Source organism: Ramlibacter humi, assembly GCF_004681975.1.
Classification (GTDB): Bacteria; Pseudomonadota; Gammaproteobacteria; order Burkholderiales; family Burkholderiaceae_C; genus Ramlibacter; species Ramlibacter humi.
In genome coordinates, this window is the sequence record NZ_SMLK01000001.1 from 804557 (window position 1) to 831437 (window position 26881).

General features: G+C 67.3%; 21 protein-coding genes. 10 read left to right on the forward strand and 11 right to left on the reverse strand.

What is annotated here, in order from left to right:
* Nucleotides 1–46: 46 nt before the first annotated feature.
* The 6 genes from EZ216_RS03670 to EZ216_RS03695 form a co-directional block, all read right to left on the reverse strand.
* The gene (locus tag EZ216_RS03670) at nucleotides 47–2128 is read right to left on the reverse strand and encodes a hybrid sensor histidine kinase/response regulator (protein ID WP_135248207.1); all 2082 of its coding nucleotides are present in this window, start codon (nucleotides 2126–2128) and stop codon (nucleotides 47–49) included.
* Nucleotides 2125–8718 (reverse strand): HAMP domain-containing protein, encoded by a 6594-nt coding sequence (locus tag EZ216_RS03675; protein ID WP_135248208.1) that lies wholly within the window; start codon nucleotides 8716–8718, stop codon nucleotides 2125–2127. The genes EZ216_RS03670 and EZ216_RS03675 overlap by 4 nt, the downstream gene beginning before the upstream one ends.
* A 298-nt stretch (nucleotides 8719–9016) precedes the next feature.
* Nucleotides 9017–10144 (reverse strand): branched-chain amino acid ABC transporter substrate-binding protein, encoded by a 1128-nt coding sequence (locus EZ216_RS03680; protein WP_135248209.1) that lies wholly within the window; start codon nucleotides 10142–10144, stop codon nucleotides 9017–9019.
* Nucleotides 10145–10298: 154 nt separating this feature from the next.
* Nucleotides 10299–10601 carry a hypothetical protein gene (locus EZ216_RS03685; RefSeq protein ID WP_135248210.1) on the reverse strand — a complete coding sequence of 101 codons (303 nt, stop codon included), beginning with the start codon at nucleotides 10599–10601 and terminating at the stop codon, nucleotides 10299–10301.
* Nucleotides 10601–11032 carry a DNA polymerase III subunit chi gene (locus EZ216_RS03690; RefSeq protein WP_135248211.1) on the reverse strand — a complete coding sequence of 144 codons (432 nt, stop codon included), beginning with the start codon at nucleotides 11030–11032 and terminating at the stop codon, nucleotides 10601–10603. Before EZ216_RS03690 ends, EZ216_RS03685 begins: the two co-directional genes overlap by 1 nt.
* A 4-nt stretch (nucleotides 11033–11036) precedes the next feature.
* Nucleotides 11037–12530, reverse strand: a complete 1494-nt coding sequence (locus EZ216_RS03695; RefSeq protein ID WP_135248212.1) for a leucyl aminopeptidase — start codon at nucleotides 12528–12530, stop codon at nucleotides 11037–11039.
* Between the two features lie 39 nt (nucleotides 12531–12569).
* Here EZ216_RS03695 and lptF point away from each other — a divergent pair, with 39 nt between their 5' ends.
* From lptF to EZ216_RS03730, 7 genes are all read left to right on the forward strand, one after another.
* A complete protein-coding gene (gene lptF / locus EZ216_RS03700; protein WP_135248213.1) occupies nucleotides 12570–13661 on the forward strand; it encodes an LPS export ABC transporter permease LptF in 1092 nt (363 codons plus the stop codon).
* Nucleotides 13658–14755, forward strand: coding sequence for an LPS export ABC transporter permease LptG (lptG, locus tag EZ216_RS03705; RefSeq protein WP_135248214.1), 1098 nt, complete (start codon nucleotides 13658–13660; stop codon nucleotides 14753–14755). Before lptF ends, lptG begins: the two co-directional genes overlap by 4 nt.
* Nucleotides 14752–15123 carry a sirohydrochlorin chelatase gene (locus EZ216_RS03710; RefSeq protein ID WP_239024262.1) on the forward strand — a complete coding sequence of 124 codons (372 nt, stop codon included), beginning with the start codon at nucleotides 14752–14754 and terminating at the stop codon, nucleotides 15121–15123. Before lptG ends, EZ216_RS03710 begins: the two co-directional genes overlap by 4 nt.
* A 41-nt stretch (nucleotides 15124–15164) precedes the next feature.
* Nucleotides 15165–16109 carry a CysB family HTH-type transcriptional regulator gene (locus tag EZ216_RS03715; protein WP_135248215.1) on the forward strand — a complete coding sequence of 315 codons (945 nt, stop codon included), beginning with the start codon at nucleotides 15165–15167 and terminating at the stop codon, nucleotides 16107–16109.
* The gene (locus EZ216_RS03720; RefSeq protein ID WP_135248216.1) at nucleotides 16099–17271 is read left to right on the forward strand and encodes a pyridoxal phosphate-dependent aminotransferase; all 1173 of its coding nucleotides are present in this window, start codon (nucleotides 16099–16101) and stop codon (nucleotides 17269–17271) included. Before EZ216_RS03715 ends, EZ216_RS03720 begins: the two co-directional genes overlap by 11 nt.
* Nucleotides 17272–17372: 101 nt before the next feature.
* Entirely contained in the window at nucleotides 17373–18044 is a 672-nt protein-coding gene (locus tag EZ216_RS03725) for an SGNH/GDSL hydrolase family protein (RefSeq protein WP_167772819.1), read from the forward strand.
* A gap of 61 nt (nucleotides 18045–18105) precedes the next feature.
* Nucleotides 18106–18579, forward strand: coding sequence for an EVE domain-containing protein (locus EZ216_RS03730; protein WP_135248218.1), 474 nt, complete (start codon nucleotides 18106–18108; stop codon nucleotides 18577–18579).
* Nucleotides 18580–18589: 10 nt separating this feature from the next.
* Here EZ216_RS03730 and EZ216_RS03735 read toward each other — a convergent pair whose 3' ends face one another.
* From EZ216_RS03735 to clpS, 4 genes are all read right to left on the reverse strand, one after another.
* Complete coding sequence (locus EZ216_RS03735; RefSeq protein ID WP_439126711.1) at nucleotides 18590–19744, reverse strand: DUF1501 domain-containing protein; 1155 nt, start codon at nucleotides 19742–19744, stop codon at nucleotides 18590–18592.
* Nucleotides 19741–21114 (reverse strand): DUF1800 domain-containing protein, encoded by a 1374-nt coding sequence (locus tag EZ216_RS03740; protein ID WP_135248219.1) that lies wholly within the window; start codon nucleotides 21112–21114, stop codon nucleotides 19741–19743. Before EZ216_RS03740 ends, EZ216_RS03735 begins: the two co-directional genes overlap by 4 nt.
* Before the next feature lie 106 nt (nucleotides 21115–21220).
* Entirely contained in the window at nucleotides 21221–23536 is a 2316-nt protein-coding gene (gene clpA / locus EZ216_RS03745; RefSeq protein WP_135248220.1) for an ATP-dependent Clp protease ATP-binding subunit ClpA, read from the reverse strand.
* Between the two features lie 64 nt (nucleotides 23537–23600).
* Nucleotides 23601–23975 carry an ATP-dependent Clp protease adapter ClpS gene (gene clpS / locus EZ216_RS03750; protein ID WP_135248221.1) on the reverse strand — a complete coding sequence of 125 codons (375 nt, stop codon included), beginning with the start codon at nucleotides 23973–23975 and terminating at the stop codon, nucleotides 23601–23603.
* A 278-nt stretch (nucleotides 23976–24253) separates the two neighbouring features.
* Between clpS and EZ216_RS21955 the strand changes: the two genes are divergently transcribed.
* The gene (locus tag EZ216_RS21955) at nucleotides 24254–24571 is read left to right on the forward strand and encodes a cold-shock protein (protein ID WP_135248222.1); all 318 of its coding nucleotides are present in this window, start codon (nucleotides 24254–24256) and stop codon (nucleotides 24569–24571) included.
* An 82-nt stretch (nucleotides 24572–24653) separates the two neighbouring features.
* Here the strand turns inward: EZ216_RS21955 and icd are convergent, their stop codons facing one another.
* Nucleotides 24654–25907 carry an NADP-dependent isocitrate dehydrogenase gene (gene icd / locus EZ216_RS03760; RefSeq protein WP_135248223.1) on the reverse strand — a complete coding sequence of 418 codons (1254 nt, stop codon included), beginning with the start codon at nucleotides 25905–25907 and terminating at the stop codon, nucleotides 24654–24656.
* 187 nt (nucleotides 25908–26094) lie between these two features.
* On the opposite strand from icd, the gene EZ216_RS03765 reads away from it, so the two are divergent.
* Nucleotides 26095–26388: a hypothetical protein gene (locus EZ216_RS03765; RefSeq protein WP_135248224.1), complete on the forward strand. Its 294-nt coding sequence runs from the start codon at nucleotides 26095–26097 to the stop codon at nucleotides 26386–26388.
* Between the two features lie 195 nt (nucleotides 26389–26583).
* Nucleotides 26584–26802: a hypothetical protein gene (locus EZ216_RS03770; RefSeq protein ID WP_135248225.1), complete on the forward strand. Its 219-nt coding sequence runs from the start codon at nucleotides 26584–26586 to the stop codon at nucleotides 26800–26802.
* The last annotated feature ends 79 nt before the right edge of the window (nucleotides 26803–26881 follow it).

Below are 26881 nucleotides of genomic sequence, written 5' to 3' on the forward strand. Positions count from 1 at the left end.
GGGAAGCCCGCGATTGTAGCAGTGCAGCGCGGCCCGACTGGCCGAGTCAGGCCGCCCTCACCCTCCTCGCCTCCACCGGATCCGAGATCATCGTCAGCAGCAGGTTCACGTCCGCCGGCTTGACCATGTGGAAGTCGAAGCCGGCTTGCGCCGAACGCGAGCGGCTTTCCGCTTCGCCGTAGCCCGTCAACGCGATCAACAGCGCGTCGCGCGAAGCCGGCTGGTTGCGCAGCTGGTGCGCCACCTCGAAGCCGTTCATCCCCGGCAGGCCGATGTCCAGCAGCACCACGTCGGGGCGGAACTCCTGCGCGATCTGCAGCGCGGCCTGGCCCTCGTTGGCCACCTTGACCTCGAAGCCTTCCATCTCCAGCAGCGTCATCAGCGTTTCCGCCGAAGCCATCAGGTCGTCGACCACCAGGATGCGCGAAGCCTGCGCCGTGGCCGCGGGCCGCCGCGCTTCCAGCGGCGCCGGCGAGGAAGCGTGCTCCTCCGGCGCGATGCGCCCGGGCAGCCTCACGGTCACCTCGGTGCCATGGCCGGCCCCGTCGCTGTGCGCCTGCACCGTGCCGCCGTGCAGCGAGACCAGGTGCTTGACCAGCGTCAGCCCGATGCCCAGGCCGCCCTGCGAGCGGTCCAGCGACTGGTCGGCCTGCGCGAACAGGTCGAAGATGTGCGGCAGGAACTCGGGCGCGATGCCGCTGCCCTGGTCCTTCACCGCGATCTGCACTTCGCCTTCGTCGTAGCTGGCGCGCAGCGCCACGCAGGTCTCCGGCGGCGAGAACTTGGACGCGTTGTTCACCAGGTTGGACAGCACCTGCGCCAGCCGCACGGGATCGCCGTCGATCTCCACCGGCACCTCGGGCAACAGCACCTGCAGGCTCTGGTTGCGCGCTTCCAGCTTGGGCAGCGTGGCTTCGGCGGTGCGCTCGATCAGCGAAGCCAGGCTCAGGCGTTCGGGCTTGACCACCACCTTGCCCTGCACGATGCGCGACACGTCCAGCAGGTCGTCGATCAGGCGGGCCATGTGGTCGGCCTGACGGCTGATGACGTCGCGGGCCCAGTTCATCGTGGGCGCGGCCACCTCCGAGCCCTGCATGATGTGCACCGCGTTGCGGATGGGCGCCAGCGGGTTGCGCAGCTCGTGCGCCAGCATGGCCAGGAATTCGTTCTTGCGGCGGTCGGCTTCCTGCACCGCGGAATACAGGCGCGCGTTCTCCAGCGCGATGGACGCGCGGCTGGCCACCTCGCGGGCCAGCGCCACGCGCGCGCCGTCGAATTGCCGCGATGGTCCCGAGATCGCCAACGCGCCGCGGCTGCGGTCGCCCACCAGCAGCGGGCAGATGGCGACCGCCAGGCCTTCGTCGTCGGTCCACAACCGGAAGCGCTTCTCGCGCAGCACGGCCGCCACCGCTTCGCGCGCTTCCGCCGGCAGCGCGGCCAGGCCCTGCTCGCCATGCTCGATGGAGCGCGCGACGGACGTGCCGTCCGCGTCCGCGAAAGCCAGGACGGCGCTGTCGCCCAGCATGGGCACTGTCAGGTCCAGCAGCGCCCGCGCCACCTGGTCGGTTTCCAGCGACAGGGAGAGCTGCTGGCTCACTTCGGCCAGGTAGTCGGCGCGGCTGATGGCGTCCTCGGCCGCCGCCCGCGCGGCTTCCGAGCGGGCCAGCGCCTCGCGCTCCGCCGCGCGCAGCTGCAGCTGCCGGTTCATCCGGTACAGCTCGACGAACACCCGCACCTTGGACCGCAGCACCTCGGGCACCACGGGCGACGGGATGTAGTCGACCGCGCCCAGCGCGTAGCCGCGCTTGGCCTGCAGCTCGTCCACGTACGCCGTGATGAAGACGATGGGCGTCTGCGCCGACTTCTTGTAGTGGCGGATCAGGCTGGCCGTCTCCAGCCCGTCGATGTCGGGCATGTTGACGTCCAGCAGGATGACCGCGAACTCCATCTCCAGGATGTAGCGCAGGGCTTCCTTGCCGGAACGCGCGCTGACGATGTTCTCGTCCAGCTCGTCCAGGATGGTGCGGAAGACGACGTGCTTCTCCTGGAGGTCGTCGACCACCAGGATGTTGACCTTCTCGCGCTCGGGCAGCGCGGCGGCCGCGTCGGGGTTGGTTCGCGAAGTCACTGGTGCAGCCAGGCCCTCAGGACGGTGAGCAGGTCGTGCGTGTTGACCGGCTTGGACAGGTAGTCCCAGGCCCCGGCCTCGATGCACTTCTCGCGGTCGCCCTTCATCGCCTTGGCGGTGACGGCGATCATCGGCAGGTTCTTGCCTTGCGGCAGCTTGCGGATTTCCTTCATGGTGGCCATGCCGTCCATCTCCGGCATCATGATGTCCATCAGCACGATCTCGATCTGCGGGTCGTTCGCCACGCGGCTGATCGCCTCGCGGCCGTTGTCGGCCCAGACGATGTCCATGGCGTGCTCTTCCAGCACCGTGGCCAGCGCGAAGATGTTGCGCATGTCGTCGTCGACGATCAGCACGCGCTTGCCGGCCAGCGGCTTGGACTCGGCGATCACGCCTTCCAGCACGCCTCGGCGCGCCTCAGGCAACCGATTCACGCTCTGGTGCAGCGCCAGCAGCGCCGCGTCGTACAGGCGCGCCACGCTGTGCGCCTCGGTCACCGTGACGCGGTCGTCCGAGTGCCAGGCGAAGCGGCCCGCTTCGGCGCCCGCGGCGTTGCGGTACAGGATCAGCGGCAACGGCCCCAAGCCGGAATGGTTGCCCAGCGCCTGGCGCACGTGGCCCGTGTCCAGCTTGCCCAGCGCGTCTTCCAGCACCACGGCGTCGAAGCCGTGCCCGTCCAGCGCGGCCAGGAAGCTTTCGGCGTCCTGCACCACCGTGACGGCGACGTCGCCCGTCTCCAGGTAGCCGCGCAGTTCCTCGCGCGCGGCCGCGTCCTTCATCGCGATCAGCACCTGCCGCTGGCGGCGCATGCAGTACGAGCGCAGCTTGTCCAGCATCGCGTCCAGCACTTCCTGCGACTGGATCGGCTTCTCGACGAAGGCCAGCGCCCCGCCCTTGTACGCGCGCTCGCGCGAATCGTCAGTGGAGATCACGCACACCGGCACGTGGCGCGCGACGAAGTCTTGCTTCAGGCGATCCAGCACGCGCCAGCCGTCCATGTCGGGCAGGTACATGTCCAGCGTGATGGCGGACAGCTGGTACTGGTTGGCGAAGGTCAGCGCGCCGGCGCCCATCGACGTGACCAGGCCCTTGAAGCCCTTGGCGCGCGCGGCGTCCAGCAGGAATCTCGCGAAGCCCAGGTCGTTCTCGACGATGAGCAGCACCAGGTCGCCTTCCTGGATGTTGTGGCGGTCGTCGTTGGCTTCGTTGAGCACCAGCGCCGACATGTCCGTCGCATCTTCGGCCGCGGCGGGCTCGGGCCGCGGGAGCGGCTGCGGCGGCAGGCGGCGTGCCACGGGCTCGGGCGAGCGCGCCTCCGAGAAGGAGCTGGTGCGCCGCGTGCTGCGCGTCGACGGGTAGTGCACCGGCAGGTACAGCGTGAACGTGCTGCCCTGCCCCGGCGCGCTGGCCAGCCGGATCTCGCCGCCCAGCAGCTTCGAAAGCTCGCGGCTGATGGCCAGGCCCAGGCCCGTTCCGCCGTACTTGCGGCTGGTGGAGCCGTCGGCCTGCTGGAAAGCCTCGAAGATGATCTGCTGCTTGTCGGCCGAGATGCCGATGCCGGTATCCGACACCGAGAACGCCACCACCTGCTGCGCGCGGTTCAGCTCGTCGTGGTCGGAACTCCAGCCGGTGACCACCTCCTCGATGGCCAGCGTGACATTGCCCTGGTGGGTGAACTTGAACGCGTTGGACAGCAGGTTCTTCAGGATCTGCTGCAGGCGCTTGATGTCCGTGACCATGGCCTCGGGCAGCTGCAGGCCGGTGTGGATGACGAAGTCCACGTTCTTGGCCTCGGCCACGTGGCGGAACGTGCGCTCCACGTACAGCTGCAGGTCGGACAGGTGCAGCTCGCTGACGTCCACCGCCACCGTGCCCGACTCGATCTTGGACAGGTCCAGGATGTCGTTGATCAGCATCAGCAGGTCGTTGCCCGACGAGTGGATCGTCTTGGCGAACTCCACCTGCTTGGTGGTGAGGTTGCCGTCCGGGTTCTTCGACAGCTGGTCGGACAGGATCAGCAGCGAGTTCAGCGGCGTGCGCAGCTCGTGCGACATGTTGGCCAGGAACTCGGACTTGTACTTGGACGTCAGGGCCAGCTGCTTGGCCTTTTCCTCCAGCGCCTGGCGGGCCTGTTCCACCTCGGTGTTCTTGCGCTCCACCTCCTGGTTCTGGTGCGCGAGCAGGCGGGCCTTCTCCTGCAGTTCCTCGTTGGTCTGCTGCAGTTCCTGCTGGCGGCTCTGCAGCTCCTGCGCCAGGGACTGCGACTGCGTCAGCAGGTCTTCCGTGCGCATGTTGGCCTCGATCGTGTTGATCACGATGCCGATGGATTCGGTCAGCTGGTCGAGGAACTGCTGGTGGGTCGGGTTGAAGCGGTCGATGGAGGCCAGTTCCAGCACGCCGCGCACCTGGCCTTCGAAGATGATGGGCAGCACCAGCACGTTCAGCGGCGCCGTCTCGGTGAGGCCCGAGGAGATCTTCAGCGTCTCGGGGATGCTGGAGGTCAGCAGGATCTTTTTCTTGTCGAAAGCGCACTGGCCGACCAGGCCTTCGCCCAGGTCCACTTCCTTGCCGTACGCGCCGTGGCCGTCGCTGGCGTAGCTGGCCATCAGGCGCAGGCGCGGCTGCTCGGCGGTGTAGCGCAGCACGTAGAACTCGGCCTGCTGCGCGGCCACCACGGGCGCCAGCTCCGAGAGGATCAGGTGGCCCACCGCGACCAGGTCCTTCTGGCCCTGCAGCATGCGCGAGAACTTGGCCAGGTTGGTCTTCAGCCAGTCCTGCTCGGTGTTCAGCTGCGTGGTGTCGCGAAGGTTGGTGATCATCTCGTTGATCGTGTCCTTCAGCGCGGCCACCTCGCCCTGCGCTTCCACCGTGATCGATCGCGTCAGGTCACCCTGCGTCACGGCGGTGGCCACCTCGGCGATGGCGCGCACCTGGGTGGTGAGGTTGGCCGCGAGGTTGTTCACGTTCTCGGTCAGGCCCTTCCACGTGCCGGAGGCGCCCGGCACCTTGGCCTGGCCGCCCAGCTTGCCTTCCACGCCCACCTCGCGCGCCACCGTCGTCACCTGGTCGGCGAACGTGGCCAGCGTGTAGGTCATGGAGTTGATGGTTTCGGCCAGCGCGGCGATCTCGCCCTTGGCTTCCACGGTCAGCTTCTGCTGCAGGTCGCCGTTGGCCACCGCGGTCACCACCTTGGCGATGCCCCGCACCTGCGACGTCAGGTTGCCGGCCATGAAGTTCACGTTGTCCGTCAGGTCCTTCCACGTGCCGGCCACGCCCTTTACCTGGGCCTGGCCGCCCAGGCGGCCTTCGGTGCCCACCTCGCGCGCCACGCGCGTCACTTCCGAAGCGAACGACGACAGCTGGTCCACCATGGTGTTGATGGTGTTCTTGAGCTCCAGGATCTCGCCCTTCACGTCCACCGTGATCTTCTTGGACAGGTCGCCCGCGGCCACGGCCTTGGTCACGTCGGCGATGTTGCGCACCTGGCCCGTGAGGTTGGACGCCATGAAGTTCACGTTGTCGGTCAGGTCCTTCCACGTGCCCGACACGCCCTGCACATCGGCCTGGCCGCCCAGCTTGCCTTCGGTACCCACCTCGCGCGCCACGCGCGTCACTTCGGCGGCGAACGAGCGCAACTGGTCCACCATGGTGTTGATCACGTCCTTGATCTGCAGAATCTCGCCGCGGACGTCCACGGTGATCTTCTGCGTCAGGTCGCCCATGGCGATGGCGGTGGCCACCTTGGACACGTCGCGCAGTTGCACCGTGAGGTTGGACGCCATCGAGTTCACCGACTCGGTCAGGTCGCGCCAGGTGCCGGCCACGCCCTTCACGTCGGCCTGGCCACCCAGCTTGCCTTCGGTACCCACTTCGCGCGCCACGCGCGTCACTTCCACGGCGAACGAGGACAGCTGGTCCACCATGGTGTTGATCACGTCCTTGATCTGCAGAATCTCGCCGCGCGCATCCACGGTGATCTTCTGCGTCAGGTCGCCGGTGGCGATGGCGGTGGCCACCTTGGACACGTCGCGCAGCTGCACGGTGAGGTTGGACGCCATGCCGTTCACCGACTCGGTCAGGTCCTTCCAGGTGCCGGCCACGCCCTGCACGTCGGCCTGGCCGCCCAGCTTGCCTTCGGTGCCCACCTCGCGCGCCACGCGCGTCACTTCGGCGGCGAACGATCGCAGCTGGTCCACCATGGTGTTCACGGTGTTCTTCAGCTCCAGGATCTCGCCCTTCACGTCCACCGTGATCTTCTTGGACAGGTCGCCCGCCGCCACCGCTTTCGTCACGTCGGCGATATTGCGCACCTGGGCCGTCAGGTTGCCGGCCATGAAGTTCACGTTGTCCGTCAGGTCCTTCCAGGTGCCGGCCACGCCCTTCACATCGGCCTGGCCGCCCAGCTTGCCTTCGGTACCCACTTCGCGCGCCACGCGCGTCACTTCCGAGGCGAACGATGAGAGCTGGTCCACCATGGTGTTGATGGTGTTCTTCAGCTCCAGAATCTCGCCCTTCACGTCCACCGTGATCTTCTTGGACAAGTCGCCCGCAGCCACCGCCTTGGTCACATCGGCGATGTTGCGCACCTGGGCCGTCAGGTTGCCGGCCATGAAGTTCACCGACTCGGTCAAATCTTTCCAGGTGCCCGACACGCCCTGCACGTCGGCCTGGCCGCCCAGCTTGCCTTCGGTACCCACTTCACGCGCCACGCGCGTCACTTCCGAGGCGAACGACCGCAGCTGGTCCACCATCGTGTTGATGGTGTTCTTCAGCTCCAGGATCTCGCCCTTCACGTCCACCGTGATCTTCTTGGACAGGTCGCCCGCCGCCACGGCCTTGGTCACGTCCGCGATGTTCCGCACCTGCGCCGTGAGGTTGGAAGCCATGAAGTTCACCGAGTCGGTGAGGTCCTTCCACGTGCCGGCCACGCCCTGCACGTCGGCCTGGCCGCCCAGCTTGCCTTCGGTGCCCACCTCGCGCGCCACGCGCGTCACTTCCGAGGCGAACGATGACAGCTGGTCCACCATCGTGTTGATGGTGTTCTTCAGCTCCAGAATCTCGCCCTTCACGTCCACCGTGATCTTCTTGGACAGGTCGCCCGCCGCCACGGCTTTGGTCACGTCCGCGATGTTGCGCACCTGGGCCGTCAGGTTGCCGGCCATGAAGTTCACGTTGTCGGTCAGGTCCTTCCAGGTACCGGCCACGCCTTGCACGTCGGCCTGGCCACCCAGCTTGCCTTCGGTGCCCACTTCGCGCGCCACGCGCGTCACTTCCGAGGCGAACGACCGCAGCTGGTCCACCATCACGTTGATGGTGTTCTTCAGCTCCAGGATCTCGCCCTTCACGTCCACCGTGATCTTCTTGGACAGGTCGCCCGCGGCCACGGCCTTGGTCACATCCGCGATGTTGCGCACCTGGCCGGTCAGGTTGCCGGCCATGGAGTTCACCGACTCGGTCAGGTCCTTCCACGTGCCGGCCACGCCCTGCACGTCGGCCTGGCCGCCCAGCTTGCCTTCGGTGCCCACTTCGCGCGCCACGCGCGTCACTTCCGAAGCGAACGACGACAGCTGGTCCACCATCGTGTTGATGGTGTTCTTCAGTTCCTGGATCTCGCCTTTCACGTCCACCGTGATCTTCTTGGACAGGTCGCCCGCCGCCACGGCCTTGGTCACGTCCGCGATGTTCCGCACCTGCGCCGTGAGGTTGGAAGCCATGAAGTTCACCGAGTCGGTGAGGTCCTTCCACGTGCCGGCCACGCCCTGCACGTCGGCCTGGCCGCCCAGCTTGCCTTCGGTGCCCACCTCGCGCGCCACGCGCGTCACTTCGGCGGCGAAGGTGCCCAGCTGCTGCACCATCTTGTTGATGATCATGGCGGTGCGCAGGAACTCGCCTTCCAGCGGCCGGCCATCGGCTTCCAGGGCCATCGACTTCGACAGGTCGCCCTGCGCCACCGCGCCGATCACGCGCGCCACTTCGGACGTCGGGTGCACCAGGTCGCCGATCAGCGAGTTGATCGATTCGGCCGACTCGCGCCAGAACCCGGTGGCGTTGGAAATCTGGGCGCGTTCCTTCAGCTTGCCTTCCTTGCCGACGACGCGCGACAGCCGGGCCAGCTCCTGCGCCATGCGCACGTTCTCGGACACCACCTCGTTGAACGCATCGGCCACCTTGCCGAACACGCCGGACCAGTCGGGCGGCAGCTGGGCCTTGGAGTTGCCCTTCTTCAGGTCGGTCAGCGCCTTGAGCAGCGCGCGCGAGTTGTCGCCGGTGATCTCCAGCTCGTCCACGAGAAGGTTGATGGCCGCGACGTTGTCCTGCCAGAAGCCGGTGAGCCGCGCGTCGTCGATACGGCGGCTGGCCTTGCCGCCGAGCCGCGACACGGTCTCGACCGACTTCAGCCGGTGCGTGGTGCGGGCCGTCTGGCCCGACAGTTCGTTGAATTCAGCGGCGATGCTGCCGTAGGCGCCGTCCCAGTCGGTCGGCAGCGTGACACCGGACTCACCCCGGCGGTAAGCCTCCAGCGCTTTCAGCAACAGCTTGAGCTCGCCGCCCTGCTGCTCGTTGACCGGGAGCTTCGCGACAACTTCCATTTCCGTGTCCCCAATACGTAAGCGCCCCGTCGCACGGGACGGGGAGCGCGCAGGGTAGTGAATCGGCAAGGATGAGGCAACCTCGTCCATGCAAGGATGGCCCGCAAAGCCAGTGCCGGCGCGGGTTGTAGGAGCGCACTGACAGCAGAACGTGCCGGCGTACTACAGCCGCGCTGAGCGGCGGATGGACGAGCGCGCAGGTCGTGCGAGCAACCCGAAAGCATGCCCGGGCTGCCTGCCGCGGCAATGAAAAAGGCCGCCCGAAGGCGGCCTCTCGATCAACGTTTCGCTTGCGCGATCAGTTCATCGCGGTCTTCTTGCCGCCCTTGTAGGTGTACAGGGTGGTGGCCGGGTTCTTCAGCTCGCCGTTGGGTTCGAAGGCGATCGTGGCGGTCACGCCCTTGTAGTTGGTCTTCTTCAGCTCGGGGATGTACTTCTTGGGATCCCACGAACCTGCACGCTTCATCGCATCGACCAGCACGAAGGTGGCGTCATAGGTGTACGGGCTGTAGACCTGGAACTGGCCAGGGTACTTGGCGTCGTACTTGGCCTTCCACGCCTTGCCGCCGGGCATCTTGTCGAGCGACGAGCCGCCTTCGGCGCAGATCACGTTGTCCAGGGTCTTGGCGCCCGCGGCCAGCTTGATGATCTCGCTGGTGCAGATGCCGTCGCCGCCGAAGTACTTGACGTTGGACAGGCCCAGTTGCTCCATCTGGCGCAGCATGGGACCGGCTTGCGGGTCCATGCCGCCGTAGAAGATGGCGTCGGGGTTCTTGGCCTTGATGGCGGTCAGGATGGCCATGAAGTCGGTGGCCTTGTCGGTCGTGAACTGCTCGTCCACCACCTGCATGCCCTTGGACTGCGCGGTCCTCTTGAACACTTCGGCGACGCCCTGGCCGTAAGCGGTGCGGTCGTCGATGATGGCGACCTTTTTCAGCTTCAGCGTGTCGGCCGCGTACAGGGCCAGCGCAGCGCCCAGGGCGTTGTCGTTGGCGATGATGCGGTAGGTGGTGTCGTAGCCGGGCTTGGTCAGCGCGGGGTTGGTGGCGGCGCCGGTGATGTGCGGGATGCCGCAGTCGTTGTACACCTTGGAAGCGGGGATCGTCGTGCCCGAGTTCAGGTGACCCACCACGCCGGCGACCTTGGAGTCGCACAGCTTCTGGGCGGCGGCCGTGCCCTGCTTCGGGTCGGCGGCGTCGTCTTCAGCCTGGATCTCGAACTTGACCTTCTTGCCGCCGATGGTGATGTTCTGGGAGTTCAGCTCCTCGATCGCCATGCGGGTGCCGTTCTCGTTGTCCTTGCCGTAGTGCGCTTGCGCGCCGGACACCGGGGCGACGTGACCGATCTTGATCACTTCCTGCGCCGACGCCAGGCCGAAGGCCGAGGCGATGGCGGCAGCTACCGTCAATTTCATCTTCATCTGCATGGGGATACCTCCGAATGTGGGGAATGGGTTGAGATCAGTTGTTAACTCAACGGCCGCGAACATAACGCAATTTCCGGACCCGGGCCATAGGGGTAAGCGCCGCCGTCCGGCCCCCGGCGAGGCGCGTTGTCCAATGCCGCGGCGGCCAGCTGGCTCAGCGCTGCGAGGGCGGCGGTTTGCCCTGCGCGCCGAGTTCCTCTGCCAGGGCTTCGGAAACGGCGGCTGCAACCACGGCTTCGATCTCCTGGCGCAGCGCCGGCGCCAGGGCCCGGCTGTGCTCCACCACCACGGCCGCGATGGCCTCGCGCAGCCTGCGGTCCAGCGTGAGGTCCACGCGCTGCATGATGCGATGCACCAGCTGCTCCTCGGCCACGGGCGCCGAAGCGGGCGTGGCCGCGGCGCCCTGCACGACTTCGGTGAGCGTGGGAACGAACCGCGGGGGCGTGCGGGTGGCCATCAGCGTTGCTCCGCCAGGTCGTGCCGGACAATGGCGTAGCCCCGGTCGGCATAGTGCTTCCAGCGCGCACGGGCCTGCTGGCGGTCGGCGCCGTCGTTCGTCACCACCTCGATCAGCCGCTCGAAGCGTTCGAAGCCCTCGGGCACTTCATGGCCGAGATTGACCAGCACCTGCTGGTGAGGGGACGAGCGCGGCAAGCCGGACAGCACGATCGGGGTGCGCGCCTGCACCCTTTCGTCCCGCTCCGTCCCAAGGCAGTGCGGCACGAATTCCAGCGAGCCGAAGGTCCAGAGGTTCACGTCCAGTTCGCGCAGCACTTCGGGTTCTCCGGTCACCACCACTTGCGCGCCGGTGCCGTACGCCTTGCGCAGCAGGCGGCAGGCATAGCCCAGCTTGTCGGGCGCGTTGAAGTGGAACGCGACTTCGGTCATGCGGCTAGCGCGCGGCCGCCTTGCGTTTCGGCGCCTTCGCGGCCTTGGCACCACCCTGCCGCTGTTGCGACAGCAGGTATTGCACCAGCAGTCCCACGGGACGGCCGGTGGCCCCCTTGGCCGCGCCGCCCTTCCACGCGGTGCCCGCGATGTCCAGGTGCGCCCAGGGGTACTTGCCCGCGAAACGCTGGAGGAACTTGGCGGCGGTGATGGCGCCGCCGGGACGTCCCGCGACGTTGGCCATGTCGGCGAAGTTCGTCTTCAGGCCTTCACCGTACTCGTCGTCCAGCGGCATGCGCCAGCACAGGTCGAACGCCGAATCGCCCGCGCGCTGCAGGTCGGCGGCCAGTGCGTCGTCGGAAGCGAAGAGGCCGCTGCGGACCGCGCCGAGCGCGATGACGCAGGCGCCCGTGAGCGTGGCGATGTCCACCACCGCGCGCGGCTTGAAGCGCTCCGCATACGTGAGCGCGTCGCACAGGATGAGGCGGCCCTCGGCGTCGGTGTTGAGCACCTCGATGGTCTGGCCGCCCATGCTGGTGACCACGTCGCCCGGCTTGAGCGCGCGGCCGTCCGGCAGGTTTTCGCAGGCGGGGATGAGGCCCACGACGTTGAGCGAGGGCCGCAGGTCGGCCAGTGCGCGGAACGTGCCCAGCACGCTGGCCGCGCCGCACATGTCGAACTTCATCTCGTCCATCTCGCCGGCCGGCTTGATGGAGATGCCGCCGCTGTCGAAAGTGATGCCCTTGCCCACCAGCACCACCGGCGGCTCGGACGACGCGGCGCCCTGGTAGCGCAGCACGATGAAGCGCAGCGGCTGCTCGGAGCCACGCGCCACCGCCATGAACGAGCCCATGCCCAGTTTCTCGACTTCCTTCGGGCCCAGCACCTCGCACTGGAAGCCGTGCGCCTTGGCCAGCTTCTTCGCTTCCTCGCCCAGCCGCGTGGGCGTGGCGATGTTCGGCGGCAGGTTGCCCATCTCGCGCGCGAGCTCGATGCCGTTGGCCGCGCCGCGCGCGGTGTCGAAAGCGGCGCGCAGGTCGTTCGAAACCTGGGCCACGCCGATGGTCACCCGCTGCAGTTCCCGCCCTTCCGGCTTGGACTTGGTCGCGACGTACACGTAGCTGGCCTCGGCGGTGGCCTGGACCGCGGCGCGCACCGCATCCTCGCCCGCATCCGCGGGCAGGCAGATCACCAGGCGCTTGACGCCCTTGCTGCGCAACGAGGAGACGGCAGCCTGCACGGCGGCCTGCACGCGCTTGCCCGAGCCGTCGCCCGCGCCGGCCAACACCAGCCGCGGGGCGGCCACGCCGGCGGCGCGGTAGGCCTGCAGCAGCTTGCCGGGCTTGCCTTCAAAATCGCCGGCCTTGCGGGCCTCGTCCGCCAGCCGGGACAGCGGATCGCCGCCGCCCTTGAAGCCTTCAGCCAGCACCGCCACGACCGCGTCGCACTTCTGCGCGGCCGCCTCGGCCGGGCCGAGGGTCTTGAGTTCGAAGTCCATAATCCGGTGTTTTGGTTCGCGTGTTCGCGGTCGGCGCCGATGTTATTCCATTCCTCCCTGCGCAAAGAGCTGGCCCGCAGTTTCGGCGCGACCCTCGTGGTGCTGGTCACCATCGTCATGACGATGACGCTGATCCGCACGCTGAGCCAGGCCAATCGCGGCAGCGTCAACCCGCAGGAAGTGCTGATGGTCATGGGCTACACGGTGCTGGGCTACCTGCCGCCGATCATGACCCTGTGCCTGTTCATCGCCATCGTGGGCACGCTCTCGCGCATGTACCGCGATAGCGAGATGGTGATCTGGTTCTCCGCGGGCCGGGGCCTGTCCGCCCTGCTGCGGCCGCTGCTCGGCTTCGCATGGCCGATCTTCGGCGCGGTCGCGGTGCTGGCCTTGCTGGTATGGCCGTGGGCCAACCGGCAAACCCAGGACATGCGCGACCGCTACGGCAACCGTGGCGACCTGGAGCGCGTGGCGCCCGGCCAGTTCCAGGAATCGGCCAGCGGCAATCGCGTGTTCTTCCTGGACAAGGACACGCCGGACAACAAGTCGGGCAAGAACATCTTCATCGCCAGCGCCGAGAAGGGAAAGCAGATCGTGACTTCGGCGCGCACCGGCCAGGTGGTGAACGAAGGCGACAACCAGTTCCTGGTGCTGGCCGACGGCCAGCGCCTGGAGACCGAGACGGCCACCGGCCAGCTGAAGATCAGCGAGTTCCAGGTGATGGGCAACAAGGTCGGCGGCTCGCAACTCGGGCCCGCCGACAGCGCGCCGGCCAAGACGCTTTCGACCTTCGCGCTGATGGTGGACCCGAACCGGCTGAACTTGGGTGAGCTGGCCTGGCGCCTGGGCCTGGCACTGGCGACGCTCAACTTCATCGTCATCGCCATCACCGTCTCCAGCGTCAATCCGCGCGCGGGCCGCAGCGGCAACCTGGTGTTCGCGCTGTCGGCCTTCGTCGTGTACTACAACCTCCTCAACCTGGGACAGAGCTGGGTGAGCTCGGGCCGGGTGACGTTCGCCGGCTTCCTGCTCGGGCTGCATGGCACCGTGTTCCTGCTGTCGGTCGGCTGGCTGGCGAAGCAGCACAACAACTGGCGCTGGCCCCGGCTGGCGAAGCGTGCCGCGGCATGAGGACCATCCGGCGCCTGATCTACCGCGAGGTGATCGCCTCCGTCGTCTTCGTGGCGGCGGGCTTCCTCGCCCTCTTCTTCTTCTTCGACTTCGTCGACGAGCTGCCCAACGTCGGCCGGGGCGTCACGCCCTACCGCCTGACGCAGGCGCTGCTGTACGTGACGCTGCTGGTGCCCAACCACCTGTACGAGCTGATGCCGATCGCGGTGTTGATCGGCACCATCTTCGTGATGGCGCGGCTCGCGCAAAGCTCCGAGTACACGATCTTGCGCACCAGCGGCCTGGGCCCGGGCCGGGCGCTGCGCACGCTGATGGCGCTGGGCGTGATCTTCACGCTGCTCACGTTCGCCGCGGGCGACTACGTGGCGCCGGCCGCCGACAAGGCCGCGCAATTGCTGCGCGCCCGCTACCAGGGGCGCATCAGCATCGGCCAGACCGGCGCCTGGCTGAAGGAACGCCAGGACAAGAGCACGTACACGGTCAATGTCTCGGCGCTGGCGGCGGACGGCTCGCTGCAGGGCGTGCGCCTGTTCGAGGCCGACGACCAGGGCCGCCTGATGCGCACCACTTCGGCGGCGCGCGGCCAGTTCGTGGACGAAGCCTGGCTGCTGATGGACGCGGAGATCTCGCACTTCGACAACAGCGGCCAGCGGGCGCGGGTGGACCACCAGACGGTCCCCCAATTGCGCTGGAGGACGGAGCTGACGCAGGAGATGGTGTCGGTGGCGCTGCTGAAACCGGATCGCATGAGCACCATCGACCTGTTCCAGTACATCCAGCACCTGGAGCAGAACGGGCAGACCTCGCAGCGCTACGAGATCGAGTTCTGGCGCAAGGTGTTCTATCCGCTCAGCTGCATGGTGATGGTGGTGCTGGCGCTGCCCTTCGCCTACCTGCATTTCCGTTCGGGCGGCATCACCAGCTACGTGTTCGGCGGCGTGCTGATCGGCATCAGCTTCTTCCTGCTGAACAACGTGTTCGGCTACGTGGGCAACCTGCGCGACTGGTGGCCCTGGCTGACGGCGGCGGCGCCAGGACTGCTGTACACGCTGCTGTCGCTGGCGGCTTTCACCTTCCTCGTGCTTCGAAGGTGAAGCGCGGCATCGTCCTGTTCGGCCACGGCTCGCGCGACCCGGCGTGGCGCGAGCCGATGGACGCTGTGGCCGCCCGGCTCAAGGCGCAAGCGCCGGACGTCGCGGTGGAATGCGCCTTCCTGGAGCTGCAGGCGCCCGACCTTCCCGCGGCGCTGGCGAAGCTCAGTGGATCGGGCGTCAGCCAAGTGACCGTCTTGCCCATGTTCCTGGGGGTCGGAAAGCACGCCCGGGAAGACCTCCCGCAGCTGGTTTCGGCTGCCCGGGCCCGGCATCCGGGTGTACGGATCGACGTGCTGCCGCCGGTCGGTGAGCACGCGGCAGTCCTGGACTTGCTCGCGCTTTTGGCTGTGCAGGGTTCTCAAACCTAGCCATTTGAGCATAATGGATGCCTGCTTAAGATGAATCAGGCATGAACCTGCACCAATTCCGGTTTGTCCAGGAAGCCGCACGGCGCAACCTCAACCTCACCGAGGCCGCCAAGGCGCTCCACACGTCGCAGCCGGGCGTCTCCAAGGCGATCATCGAACTCGAGGAAGAGCTCGGCGTCGAGATCTTCGCGCGCCACGGCAAGCGGCTGAAGCGCATCACCGAACCCGGCCAGCACGTGCTGCGCAGCATCGAGCTGATCATGCGCGAGGTCGGCAACCTCAAGCGCATCGGCGAGCAGTTCAGCGCCCAGGACAGCGGCACGCTGTCCATCGCCACCACCCACACGCAGGCGCGCTACGTGCTGCCGGCCCCCGTGGCCAAGCTGCGCGAGGCGTACCCCAAGGTGAACGTCAGCCTGCACCAGGGCTCGCCGGACCAGGTGGCGCGCATGGTGATCGACGAGACCGCCGAGATCGGCATCGCGACCGAATCGCTGTCGGACTACCAGGAACTGGTGACGCTGCCCTGCTACGAGTGGCAGCACGTGCTGGTGATGCCGCTGGACCACCCCCTGGCGAAGAAGGAGCGCATCAGCCTCGAGGACATCGCGGCCGAGCCCCTCATCACCTACCACCCTTCGTTCACCGGCCGCACGCGCATCGACAACGCCTTCGCCACGCGCAAGCTGCAGCCGCGCATCGCGCTGGAGGCGATCGACTCGGACGTGATCAAGACCTACGTGCGCCTGGGCCTGGGCGTCGGCATCGTCGCCGAGATGGCCGTGCGCGACGACGGGCAGAACGCCGACCTGGCCACGCGCCCGCTGGGCAGCCTGTTCGGGCAGAACGTGGCGCGCGTCGCCTTCAAGCGCGGCGCCTACCTGCGCAACTTCGTCTTCCGCTTCGCCGAACTGCTGTCCGACCGCCTGGACCGCCAGCTGATCGCGAAGGCCATGAACGGCCACGCCAACGACTATGACCTTTGAAGCCACTGCCGTGCGTACGCCGGCCGTCCGGACCAAGCTGCCCGCCGTGGGCACCACCATCTTCACCGTCATGTCCGCGCTCGCCACGGAGACCGGCGCGGTCAATCTCGGCCAGGGCTTCCCGGACTTCGAGTGCGACCCGAAGCTGGTGCAGTCGGTCACCGACGCGATGGCGCGCGGCCTCAACCAGTACCCGCCGATGACCGGCGTGCCGGCACTTCGCGAAGCGGTGGCAGCCAAGGTCGAGGCCATGTACGGCCGCCGCTACGACGCGGGCACGGAAATCACCATCACAGCCGGCGCCACGCAGGCCATCATCACCGCCATCCTCGCGGTGGTGCGGCCCGGCGACGAGGTCATCGTGCTGGAACCGTGCTACGACAGCTACGTGCCGAACATCGAGCTGGCCGGCGGCACCGTGGTGCGCGTGCCGCTGGTGCCCGGCACGTTCCGGCCCGACTTCGACCGCATCGCGGCCGCGATCACGCCGCGCACTCGCGCCATCCTGGTGAACTCCCCGCACAACCCCAGCGCCACCGTCTGGACGCGCGAGGAGATGCTGCGCCTGCAGGAGCTGCTGGCGCCGACGGACGTGCTGGTGATCAGCGACGAGGTGTACGAGCACATGGTGTTCGACGGCCAGCCGCACCAGAGCGCCGCGCGCTTCCCCGGCCTGGCCGCGCGTTCGTTCATCGTGTCCAGCTTCGGCAAGACTTACCACGTCACCGGCTGGAAGGTGGGCTATGTTCTCGCACCCGTGTCGCTGACGGCGGAGTTCCGCAAGGTGCACCAGTTCAACGTGTTCACGGTGAACACGCCCGTGCAGCACGGCCTGGCCGCGTACATGGCCGACCCACAGCCTTACCTGCAGCTGCCGGCCTTCTACCAGCGCAAACGCGACCTGTTCCGCGAAGGCTTGGCGCGCACGCGGCTGCGTGTGCTGCCCAGCGAAGGCAGCTACTTCCAGTGCGTGGACATCTCTTCGGTCAGCGACCTGCCGGAGGAGGAGTTCTGCAAGTGGCTCACGCGTGAGATCGGCGTGGCCGCCATCCCGCTGTCCGCCTTCTACGGCGACGGCTTCGACCAGCGCGTAGTGCGTTTCTGTTTCGCGAAGAAGGACGAGACCTTGCGCGGCGCGCTGGAGCGACTGAGCAGGCTCTGACCCTGCCGCTGCGGCAACATGCCGCAACAGGGCTGCCAACGCATTACACACAGCGCCGGGAAGCGTTTTCGAGAATGGTTCCGTCTTTCACGGACAGGACCATGAATCGAAGAGAAGTGACCGCCTTGCTTGCAACATTTGCCCTTGCCGCGTGTGGCGGAGGCGGGTCGGACACGGGGGCTCTTGCCAGCGGCGGCACCACGGCACTGCGGCCGCCCGCGACGCCCAGCATCTCGCTATGGGGCGACTCCCTCATCCCGCCGCTCTCGGTGGCACTGCAGATGGACTTCCCCGACCGCCAGATCTTCAACGGCGGCGTGGCGGGCGATACCTCGAGCCAGGTGCTGCAGCGCTTCCAGGCCGACACCACGCACCGGGACTGGATCACCGTGTTCTGGTTCGGCCACAACAACCTGAAGCAGGACGCTTCCAGCGCCGCGCAGGTGAAGGCCGACTTGGCCGCGATGGTGGCCGGGCTGGCGCCCGGCAACGACGACTTCGTCGTGCTCTCCATCCTCAACGACGCCACGCTGGCGCTGCGGGGAACCGCGCTGTACGACATCGAGATGGCACTGAACGCGGACCTGCAGGCGCTCTATCCGGCCCAGTACCTCGACATCCGTTCGCTGCTGGTGGCACAGGGCGACGCGGCCGACCAGGCGAACGACGTGCCGGCGTCCATGTTCCGGGTGGACGAGATCCACCTCAACGGCGCCGGGTCGCAGTTCGCTGCCGACCGCATCAAGGCGCTGTTCAACTCGCGGGGCTGGTAGGCGCGCGTCCCTCCATAATCCTGCGGCCGCGTCGCGTAGGGCCGCGGGAGAAGGACGCACGATGACCGCTTACTGGCTGATGAAGTCCGAGCCGGACGAAGTTTCGGTGGACGACGCGCTGGCCGCGCCGAAGTCGACCGTGCCCTGGACCGGCGTGCGCAATTACCAGGCGCGCAACTTCATGCGGGACGGCATGCGCGTGGGCGACGGCGTGCTCTTCTACCACTCCAGCTGCGCCGAGCCGGGCATCGTCGGCATCGCGCGCGTGGCGTCGACGCCCTACCCCGACCCGACCCAGTTCGACAGGAAGTCTCCGTACTACGACGCCGCGGCCAAGCGTGAAGAGCCGCGCTGGATGCTGGTGGACGTGCAGGTCGTCGAGAAGACGCGCAACCTCACGCTGCCCGAGCTGCGCTCCACTCCCGAGCTGGCCGACATGCTGGTGCTGAAGAAAGGCAACCGGCTGTCGATCACGCCGGTGGAGCCGGCGCACTGGAAGAAGATCGTGCGCCTGCTTGGCGCCAAGGCGGCCTAGGGCCGAGACGTCAGGCGCGCAGCAGGCGGGGCACCGGCTGCATCTGCGCCGCGCGCGGGAACAGCCGGCGCGCAACCCGTTCGCGGTCCAGTCCGAAAGACTCGGCGGCCAGCGAAGCCAGCAGCGCATCCAGGTCCATCGTGGGACGCAGGTCCCGGCCTTCCAGCAATGCGTTGGCGGCCAGCCCCGGCCAATCGGCGATGACGCGGCCGCCCTGCAGCGCACCGCCGGCCAGCAGCGCCACGGAGCCCGTGCCGTGGTCGGTGCCGCCCGTGCCGTTGGCCGCGGCGGTGCGGCCGAACTCGGTGGCCACGACCACAACTGTCTGCTGCCATGTGGTCCCCAGGCCTTCGTGCAACGCGCCCACCAGGTTGTCCAGCCCCCGCAGCTGCGCGGTCAGACGCCCTGCTTGCGCACTGTGCGTGTCCCATCCGCCCGTTTCGATCATCGCCAGCCGCGGTCCGTCCGGCTGCGAGAGGAAGCTCGCCGCCAACTTGCCCAGCGCCGCCGGATCCTGGCGGTTGCCGCCATCGACCGCGCCGCCCGCCATGCCGCGCGCGTCCATCGCCGCCGACCACAGCGCATGAAGCTGCGCATCGTTGGCGTACAGCTGCTGCACGCGCATGAGCAGGTCGTCGCTGGCCTGCGGCAGCGACGAAGGCGCATAGGAGGCCACCTCGGCGCTGCCGCGCAGCGCCAGCGGCACCGTCGGCGCGAAGGCGATGGCCTCCTTGCTGGCGCGCGGCAGCAGGCCCACCAGGCGGTTCATCCAGCCGTCCTTCAGCTGGTAAGGCGCGGTGCCGCCGCTTTCCAGCACGTTCTGGCCGTCGAAGTGCGAGCGGTCGCGGTACGGCGATGCCACCGCGTGCACGAAGATCGCCTGCCCTTGCTGGTACAGCCGGCCGAACTCTGCCAACGAAGGATGCAACGCGAACGTCCCGTCGAGCTTTTGCGCCTGCGCCGTGTCGACCGCCAATGCGCCGCGCAGGGCGGCGTAAGCGGGATCGGCGTACGGCACCACCGTGTGCAGCCCATCGGCCGCGCCACGCTGCAGGATGAAGACGAAGCGCCGCTCGGTCGCGGCCTGCGCCAGTGCGAGCCGCGGGGACAGCAGCATCGTGCCGGCGGCACCCAGGAAGTGGCGGCGGTCCAGTGTCATGGTCATCTCCGCAGGAATTCCGGCGACACGAGCAGCAGTGCCAGCGCGCTGCCGGGGCTTTCCGCCCGCGCGATCTGGGTGGCCGTGGCTTCACCCAGCGTGCCGGGCAGCAGCCGCCGGGCCAGGTCGCGCGCATCCACCGCGTTTCCCGCCTGCGAGGCGATGCGCTGGGCCAGTTCCACACGGCGCACCAGCGCATCGGGCGCGGCCCACGAGGCCGCCACGTCGTCCCACCCGGCAGGCGAGCCGGGCCGCCACACCGGCTGGGCCAGTTGGTTGAACAGGGCGACGGCCTGCTGCGGCGCGATGTCGCGCCGGCCCAGGCCGCGCAGCGCCGAGAGCGTCCAGTCCCAGGGTGACTTGAACTTGGACGGGACCGGCGCGGCCGCTTCGGGCGCAGTCACCAGCGCGCGGTAGACGCTAGGCAGGTCGCCGCCGGTTTGCAGGAACGTGTCCGACAGCCGCTGCACCAGGGCAGGCGCCGGATCGTCGGCGACGAAGTGGCGCGCAAGCTTGGCCGCGACATGCCGCGCCGTGGCCGGCGAAGCGGCCAGATCGCGCAGCACGGCCAGCGCCTGCTCCTCGCCGCCTTCCGGGTAGCGCCGGCCCAGCAGCGTGCGCGTGCCGGGCTCGTGGACCATGGGGCGGAACACGAAGCCTTCCGGCGACGCCGCACCCGGCGGTGTATCGAGCCCCGCCACGCTCCAGCCCGTGAGCGCACGCGCGAATTCCGTGACGTCGGCCTGCGTGTAGCCGCTGCGCACGCCGAGCGTGTGCAGCTCCAGGACTTCGCGCGCGAGGTTCTCGTTCAGCCCGCGCCGGCGCGTTTCGTCGCGCTGCGCCAGGCGCCGGCCCGCGGGGCTGTCCGGGCCGATGGAAGCCGCCTGGTCCAGGTACAGCAGCATCGCCGGATGGCGCACGGCCGCGAGCAGCAGGTCGTGGAAGCGGCCAAGCACGTGCGGCCGGATGGCGTCGGCTTCGTACGCGCCGGCGAGGCCGACGACCGGAAGCTTGTCGATGGAGACCGCGAAGTGGTTGGACCAGAAGTGCACCAGGCGCTCGGCGAACGGCGTGTTCGACTGCAGCGCCGCGGAAGTGCGTGCGCCGACCGCGGCCACGTACGCTTCGCGCGAGCCACGCCGGTAAACCTGTTGCGCGGCAACGCGGGCCGTCTCGTCCGCGGCCTGGCGCACCTCCCGCCGCTCCGCCAGGTACTGCGCCAATGCGGCACCGCTGGCGGGTTGCGAAGCCAAGGCCGGCGGGCGCGTCTCGAATCGATCCAGCTGCTGCAGCAGCCAGCGCTGCGCATCGGGCGGCACGGGCTCGTCCGGGCGAGCCCCGAGGCCGAAGCGATTGAGCGCGGTGGCGGAAAGCATGGTGCAGGCATTTCAACGCGGCAGCCCCGGCCCAGGATGTCCGCCTTGTATCGGCCGTGCAAAAAAAGCCGCCCAGAGGCGGCTTTTCGGACAGGCGGCAGGCGCCTTACTCGCTGGAGATTTCCTCCGGCTCGGGCTTGGAGCGGCCTTCCTTCTTCGGCAGCGGCTGGATGTCCAGCACGACTTCTTCCTTGTCGTCCAGGTCCACCGTCAGGCGGCCGCCTTCGGTGAGCCGGCCGAAGAGCAGCTCGTCGGCCAGGGCGCGGCGGATGGTGTCCTGGATCAGGCGCTGCATCGGGCGGGCGCCCATCAGCGGGTCGAAGCCCTTCTTCGCCAGGTGCTTGCGCAGCTGGTCGGTGAAGGTGACTTCCACCTTCTTCTCGGCCAGTTGCTGTTCCAGCACCAGCAGGAACTTGTCGACCACGCGCAGGATGACCTGCTCGTCCAGCGCCTTGAAGCTGACGATGGCGTCCAGGCGGTTGCGGAACTCGGGCGTGAACAGGCGCTTGATGTCGGCCATCTCGTCGCCCGCCTCGCGCGGGTTGGTGAAGCCGATGGTCGCCTTGTTCATGGTCTCGGCGCCCGCGTTCGTCGTCATGACGATGATGACGTTGCGGAAGTCGGCCTTGCGCCCGTTGTTGTCCGTCAGCGTGCCGTGGTCCATCACCTGCAGCAGCACGTTGAAGATGTCCGGGTGCGCCTTCTCGATCTCGTCGAGCAGCAGCACCGCGTGCGGCTTCTTCGTGATGGCCTCGGTCAGCAGGCCGCCCTGGTCGAAACCCACGTAGCCCGGAGGCGCGCCGATCAGGCGCGACACCGCGTGGCGTTCCATGTACTCGGACATGTCGAAGCGGATCAGCTCGATGCCCATGATGTACGCCAGCTGCTTGGCCGCCTCGGTCTTGCCGACGCCGGTGGGGCCGCTGAACAGGAACGCGCCGATCGGCTTGTCGCCCTTGCCGAGGCCCGAGCGCGCCATCTTCACCGCGCCCGACAGCACTTCCAGCGCCTTGTCCTGGCCGAACACCACGGACTTCAGGTCGCGCTCCAGGCTTTGCAGCTTGCCGCGGTCGTCGTTGGATACGTTGGCGGGCGGGATGCGCGCGATCTTGGCCACGATCTCCTCGACCTCGGTCTTGGAGATGGTCTTCTTGCGCTTGCCCTGCGGCAGGATGCGCTGCGCCGCGCCGGCTTCGTCGATGACGTCGATGGCCTTGTCCGGCAGGTGCCGGTCGTTGATGTACTTGGCGGACAGCTCGGCCGCGGCCTGCAACGCGCCCGCCGCGTACTTCACGCTGTGGTGCTCCTCGAAGCGGCTCTTCAGCCCCTTGAGGATCTCGATCGTCTGTTCGACCGTCGGCTCCACGACGTCGACCTTCTGGAAGCGCCGCGACAGCGCCGCGTCCTTCTCGAAGATGCCGCGGTACTCGGTGAACGTGGTCGCGCCGATGCACTTCAGCTGGCCGCTGGACAGCGCCGGCTTCAGCAGGTTGGACGCGTCCAGCGTGCCGCCCGACGCCGCGCCGGCGCCGATGAGGGTGTGGATCTCGTCGATGAACAGGATGGCGTTGGGCTTGTCCTTCAGCGACTTGAGAACGCCCTTCAGGCGCTGCTCGAAATCGCCGCGGTACTTGGTGCCCGCCAGCAGCGCGCCCATGTCGAGCGAATACACGACGGAGTCGGCCAGGATTTCCGGCACGTCCTTCTGCACGATGCGCCAGGCCAGGCCTTCCGCGATGGCGGTCTTGCCCACGCCGGCTTCGCCCACCAGCAGCGGGTTGTTCTTGCGCCGGCGGCACAGGATCTGGATGACGCGCTCGACCTCGTACTCGCGGCCGATCAGCGGGTCGATCTTGCCGTCCTTGGACTGCTGGTTGAGGTTGACGGTGAACTGCTCCAGCGGCGAAGCCTTCTCGTTCTTCTCGCCGCCCTCGTCGCCCTCGCCCGAGGACGATTCGCCGCTCTTGGCGGGCTCCGGCGGGTCGCTCTTCTTGATGCCGTGGGCGATGAAGTTCACGACGTCGAGGCGCGTCACTCCCTGCTGGTGCAGGTAGTACACGGCGTGCGAGTCCTTCTCGCCGAAGATCGCCACCAGCACGTTGGCGCCGGTGACTTCCTTCTTGCCGTTGCCCGTGCTTTGGACGTGCATGATGGCGCGCTGGATGACGCGCTGGAAACCCAGCGTGGGCTGGGTGTCCACGTCGTCCGTGCCAGCGACCTGCGGCGTGTTGTCCTTGATGAAGTTGGACAGCGACTTGCGCAGGTCGTCGATGTTCGCCGAGCATGCCCGGAGCACTTCGGCCGCGCTGGGGTTGTCCAGCAGGGCCAGCAGCAAGTGTTCCACGGTGATGAACTCGTGGCGCTGCTGCCGCGCCTCCACGAATGCCATGTGGAGGCTGACTTCCAATTCCTGGGCAATCATGAAATTTCCTTCTGCCTAGATTCGCTTCGATTCGATCACTACAAGCTACTTCTTCGACCCGCTTTCACTCGACGGGTTCACACATGCACTGCAGCGGGTGCCCCGCCTGCCGGGCAGCCTCCTGTACCTGCTCGACTTTGGTCGCCGCCACGTCCTTGGAATAGACCCCGCAGATGCCTTTGCCGTCCAGGTGGATCTTCAGCATGATCTGCGTGGCGGTCTCCCGGTCCTTGTTGAAGAACTCCTGGATCACCACCACCACGAACTCCATCGGGGTGTAGTCGTCGTTGAGCATGACGACCTGGTACATCTGCGGCGGCTTGGTTTTTTCGGTCCGCCGCTCCAGCACCACGGAGCCGCCGTCGTCCTCCACCACCGGCTGCGTCTTGGGAGGCGCGGCCGGAGAAGGCGCGGGGGGTTTGCTAGCCATGAATTTCATTCTATCGAGCAGGCTTTCGCACTGCATCGCAAAAGTGAAATGGTGACGCGAGCGCCACATTCAAGCGCTGCCTGCATGCACCGGCGATGGCGCCCGGTGCCCGCGCCGGGGAAACAACGCGCCGCTTCATTGTCCCAGCGGCGGCGCACTATCCGCCCCCAGCACTTCTTGCGGAGCCATCAAAACTTTAGTATGTGAAAATGTTGACAGCGTGAAGCTCCTCCGTGACACTCGCGCGGACGTTTCGAGGGAACAAAACAAGATAGGAAGGGCGCGACATGGCCACCGGTACTGTGAAATGGTTCAACGACGCGAAAGGCTTCGGCTTCATCGAGCCCGACGGCGGCGGTGCCGACGTGTTCGCGCATTTTTCCGCCATCGCGATGGAAGGCTTCAAGACGCTGAAGCAGGGCTCGCGCGTCACTTTCGAGGTCACGCAAGGCCCCAAGGGCCAGCTGGCGCAGAACATCCAAGCGGACAGCGTGCAGCCCATCCAGACGCAGCCGCGCCAGGAAGAGCGCCCGCCGCGCCAGTCCAAGGTGCGTGCGCCGCAGTTCCACGCGTCTTCGCAGCGCCCCGACCTGCCCGCCGAATAAGTCGGGCCGGTCCGGCAAAAGAAAAGCCGCCCGCGGGCGGCTTTTTCATGGCCGGCACGCGGGCAGCGGGCCCGCGCGGCGATCACATGTTGTCGATCATCACCTGGCCGAAACCCGAGCAGCTGACCTGGGTGGCACCGTCCATCAGGCGCGCGAAGTCGTACGTGACCTTCTTGGACGCGATGGACTTTTCCATCGAGCTGATGATCAGGTCGGCGGCTTCGGTCCAGCCCATGTGGCGCAGCATCATCTCGGCAGAGAGGATTTCCGAACCCGGGTTGACGTAGTCCTTGCCGGCGTACTTCGGCGCGGTGCCGTGCGTGGCTTCGAACATGGCCACCGAGTCGCTGAGGTTGGCGCCCGGGGCGATGCCGATGCCGCCGACCTGCGCGGCCAGCGCGTCGGAAACGTAGTCGCCGTTCAGGTTCAGCGTGGCGATCACGCTGTACTCGGCCGGGCGCAGCAGGATCTGCTGCAGGAAGGCGTCGGCGATCACGTCCTTGACCACGATGTCCTTGCCGGACCTCGGGTTCTTGATCTTGCACCACGGGCCGCCGTCGATCTCCACGGCGCCGAACTCCTTCTTGGCCAGCTCGTAGCCCCAGTCACGGAAGCCACCTTCGGTGAACTTCATGATGTTGCCCTTGTGGACCAGGGTGACGCTGGGCTTGTCGTTGTCGATGGCGTACTGGATGGCCTTGCGCACCAGGCGCTCGGTGCCTTCCACCGACACCGGCTTGATGCCGATGGCCGAGGTGCCCGGGAAGCGGATCTTCTTGACGCCCATTTCCTTGATCAGGAAATCGATGACCTTCTTCGCCTTGTCGGTGTTGGCTTCGTATTCGATGCCGGCGTAGATGTCCTCGGAGTTCTCGCGGAAGATGACCATGTTGGTCTTCTCCGGCTCCTTCAGCGGCGAAGGAACGCCCTTGAAATACTGGATGGGGCGCAGGCAGACGTACAGGTCCAGCTCCTGGCGCAGCGCGACGTTCAGCGAACGGATGCCGCCGCCGACGGGCGTGGTCAGGGGACCCTTGATGGACACCACGTACTCGCGCGCGACCTGCAGCGTCTCTTCGGGCAGCCACACGTCCGGGCCATAGACCTTGGTCGACTTCTCGCCGGCGAAGATCTCCATCCACTGGATCTTCTTCTTGCCGCCATAGGCCTTCGCCACCGCGGCGTCCACCACCTTCAGCATCACCGGCGTGATGTCCATGCCGGTACCGTCGCCCTCGATGTACGGGATGATGGGCTGGTCCGGCACGTTCAGGGACATGTCGGCGTTGACGGTGATCTTCTGGCCCTGGCTGGGCACCTTGATGTGCTTGTACATGGAGGAAGTGGGGTCTGCGGGGGAAAGGAATGCGTGCGCCGCCCGAGCGGCGAACGCCGGATTCTAGCCCCGGCGGCGCGCCGGTTCGCGCGGCCGTGTCAACCGACGGATGGGCTGCCGCGTTGGCGGAAGACTTCCCGGGGACGGGAGGTGATTTTCGAAAACCAATCCTCAGAGGACCATTGAAATGAACAAGCTGCTCGCCGCCCTCGTGGCCGCCCTCTTCGCCACCGCTTCCTTCGCCCAGGCCGCCGCCCCGGCCGCCTCCGCTTCCGCCCCCAAGGCCGAAGCCAAGGCCGCCTCCGCGTCCGCCCCCAAGGCCGAAGCGAAGAAGGAAGAGAAGGCCGCGAAGGCCGAAGCCAAGGCCGAAAAGAAGGAAGCCAAGGCCGACGCCAAGGCGGAGAAGAAGGTCGCCAAGGCCGAGAAGAAGCACGCCAAGGCTGAAGCCAAGGCCGAGAAGAAGGAAGAAGCCAAGAAGTAATCCACTTCTGGCCCAAGCCTGGAAGCCCGCCTCGTGCGGGCTTTTTCATTTCTCCCGCCGCCTGCGCACTCCTGGCTTTTTTTCGGTGCCGCTCCTGTCAACCGCCGAGTTGAGGACTCCGTTACGGGAGAGCCTTCCGGGTGGTCCGGAGGATGCACCGGAAAGTCAAACTCCGTTTTTCAGAGGATCTGAACCATGACCAAGCTGCTCGCCGCCCTGATCGCCTCGGCCTTCGCCGTGTCCACCGCCTTCGCCGCCTCGCACGCCGGCGCCCCGATGGCCGGTGCTTCCGCGCCCAAGGCCGAAGCCGCCGCCGAGAAGAAGGCCGACAAGCCGGTCGCCAAGGGCGAGAAGAAGGCTTCCAAGAAGAAGGCCTCCAAGAAGAAGGCTGCCGCCGAAGACAAGAAGGCCTGATCAGGCTCTCGCGTTTTCCGCGAAATGCCCGCCTCGGCGGGCATTTTCTTTTTCAGGTCAGGCAGCCGCATTGCTCCAA

Coding starts and splice junctions, on each gene's coding strand:
- EZ216_RS03675 (WP_135248208.1), bottom strand. CDS start 8,718: ATGGAAGTTGTCGCGAAGCTCCCGGTCAACGAGCAGCAGGGCGGCGAG.
- EZ216_RS03680 (WP_135248209.1), bottom strand. CDS start 10,144: ATGCAGATGAAGATGAAATTGACGGTAGCTGCCGCCATCGCCTCGGCC.
- EZ216_RS03685 (WP_135248210.1), bottom strand. CDS start 10,601: ATGGCCACCCGCACGCCCCCGCGGTTCGTTCCCACGCTCACCGAAGTC.
- EZ216_RS03690 (WP_135248211.1), bottom strand. CDS start 11,032: ATGACCGAAGTCGCGTTCCACTTCAACGCGCCCGACAAGCTGGGCTAT.
- EZ216_RS03695 (WP_135248212.1), bottom strand. CDS start 12,530: ATGGACTTCGAACTCAAGACCCTCGGCCCGGCCGAGGCGGCCGCGCAG.
- lptF (WP_135248213.1), top strand. CDS start 12,570: ATGTTATTCCATTCCTCCCTGCGCAAAGAGCTGGCCCGCAGTTTCGGC.
- lptG (WP_135248214.1), top strand. CDS start 13,658: ATGAGGACCATCCGGCGCCTGATCTACCGCGAGGTGATCGCCTCCGTC.
- EZ216_RS03715 (WP_135248215.1), top strand. CDS start 15,165: ATGAACCTGCACCAATTCCGGTTTGTCCAGGAAGCCGCACGGCGCAAC.
- EZ216_RS03720 (WP_135248216.1), top strand. CDS start 16,099: ATGACCTTTGAAGCCACTGCCGTGCGTACGCCGGCCGTCCGGACCAAG.
- EZ216_RS03725 (WP_167772819.1), top strand. CDS start 17,373: ATGAATCGAAGAGAAGTGACCGCCTTGCTTGCAACATTTGCCCTTGCC.
- EZ216_RS03730 (WP_135248218.1), top strand. CDS start 18,106: ATGACCGCTTACTGGCTGATGAAGTCCGAGCCGGACGAAGTTTCGGTG.
- EZ216_RS03735 (WP_439126711.1), bottom strand. CDS start 19,744: ATGACCATGACACTGGACCGCCGCCACTTCCTGGGTGCCGCCGGCACG.
- EZ216_RS03740 (WP_135248219.1), bottom strand. CDS start 21,114: ATGCTTTCCGCCACCGCGCTCAATCGCTTCGGCCTCGGGGCTCGCCCG.
- clpA (WP_135248220.1), bottom strand. CDS start 23,536: ATGATTGCCCAGGAATTGGAAGTCAGCCTCCACATGGCATTCGTGGAG.
- clpS (WP_135248221.1), bottom strand. CDS start 23,975: ATGAAATTCATGGCTAGCAAACCCCCCGCGCCTTCTCCGGCCGCGCCT.
- EZ216_RS21955 (WP_135248222.1), top strand. CDS start 24,254: ATGGCCACCGGTACTGTGAAATGGTTCAACGACGCGAAAGGCTTCGGC.
- icd (WP_135248223.1), bottom strand. CDS start 25,907: ATGTACAAGCACATCAAGGTGCCCAGCCAGGGCCAGAAGATCACCGTC.
- EZ216_RS03765 (WP_135248224.1), top strand. CDS start 26,095: ATGAACAAGCTGCTCGCCGCCCTCGTGGCCGCCCTCTTCGCCACCGCT.
- EZ216_RS03770 (WP_135248225.1), top strand. CDS start 26,584: ATGACCAAGCTGCTCGCCGCCCTGATCGCCTCGGCCTTCGCCGTGTCC.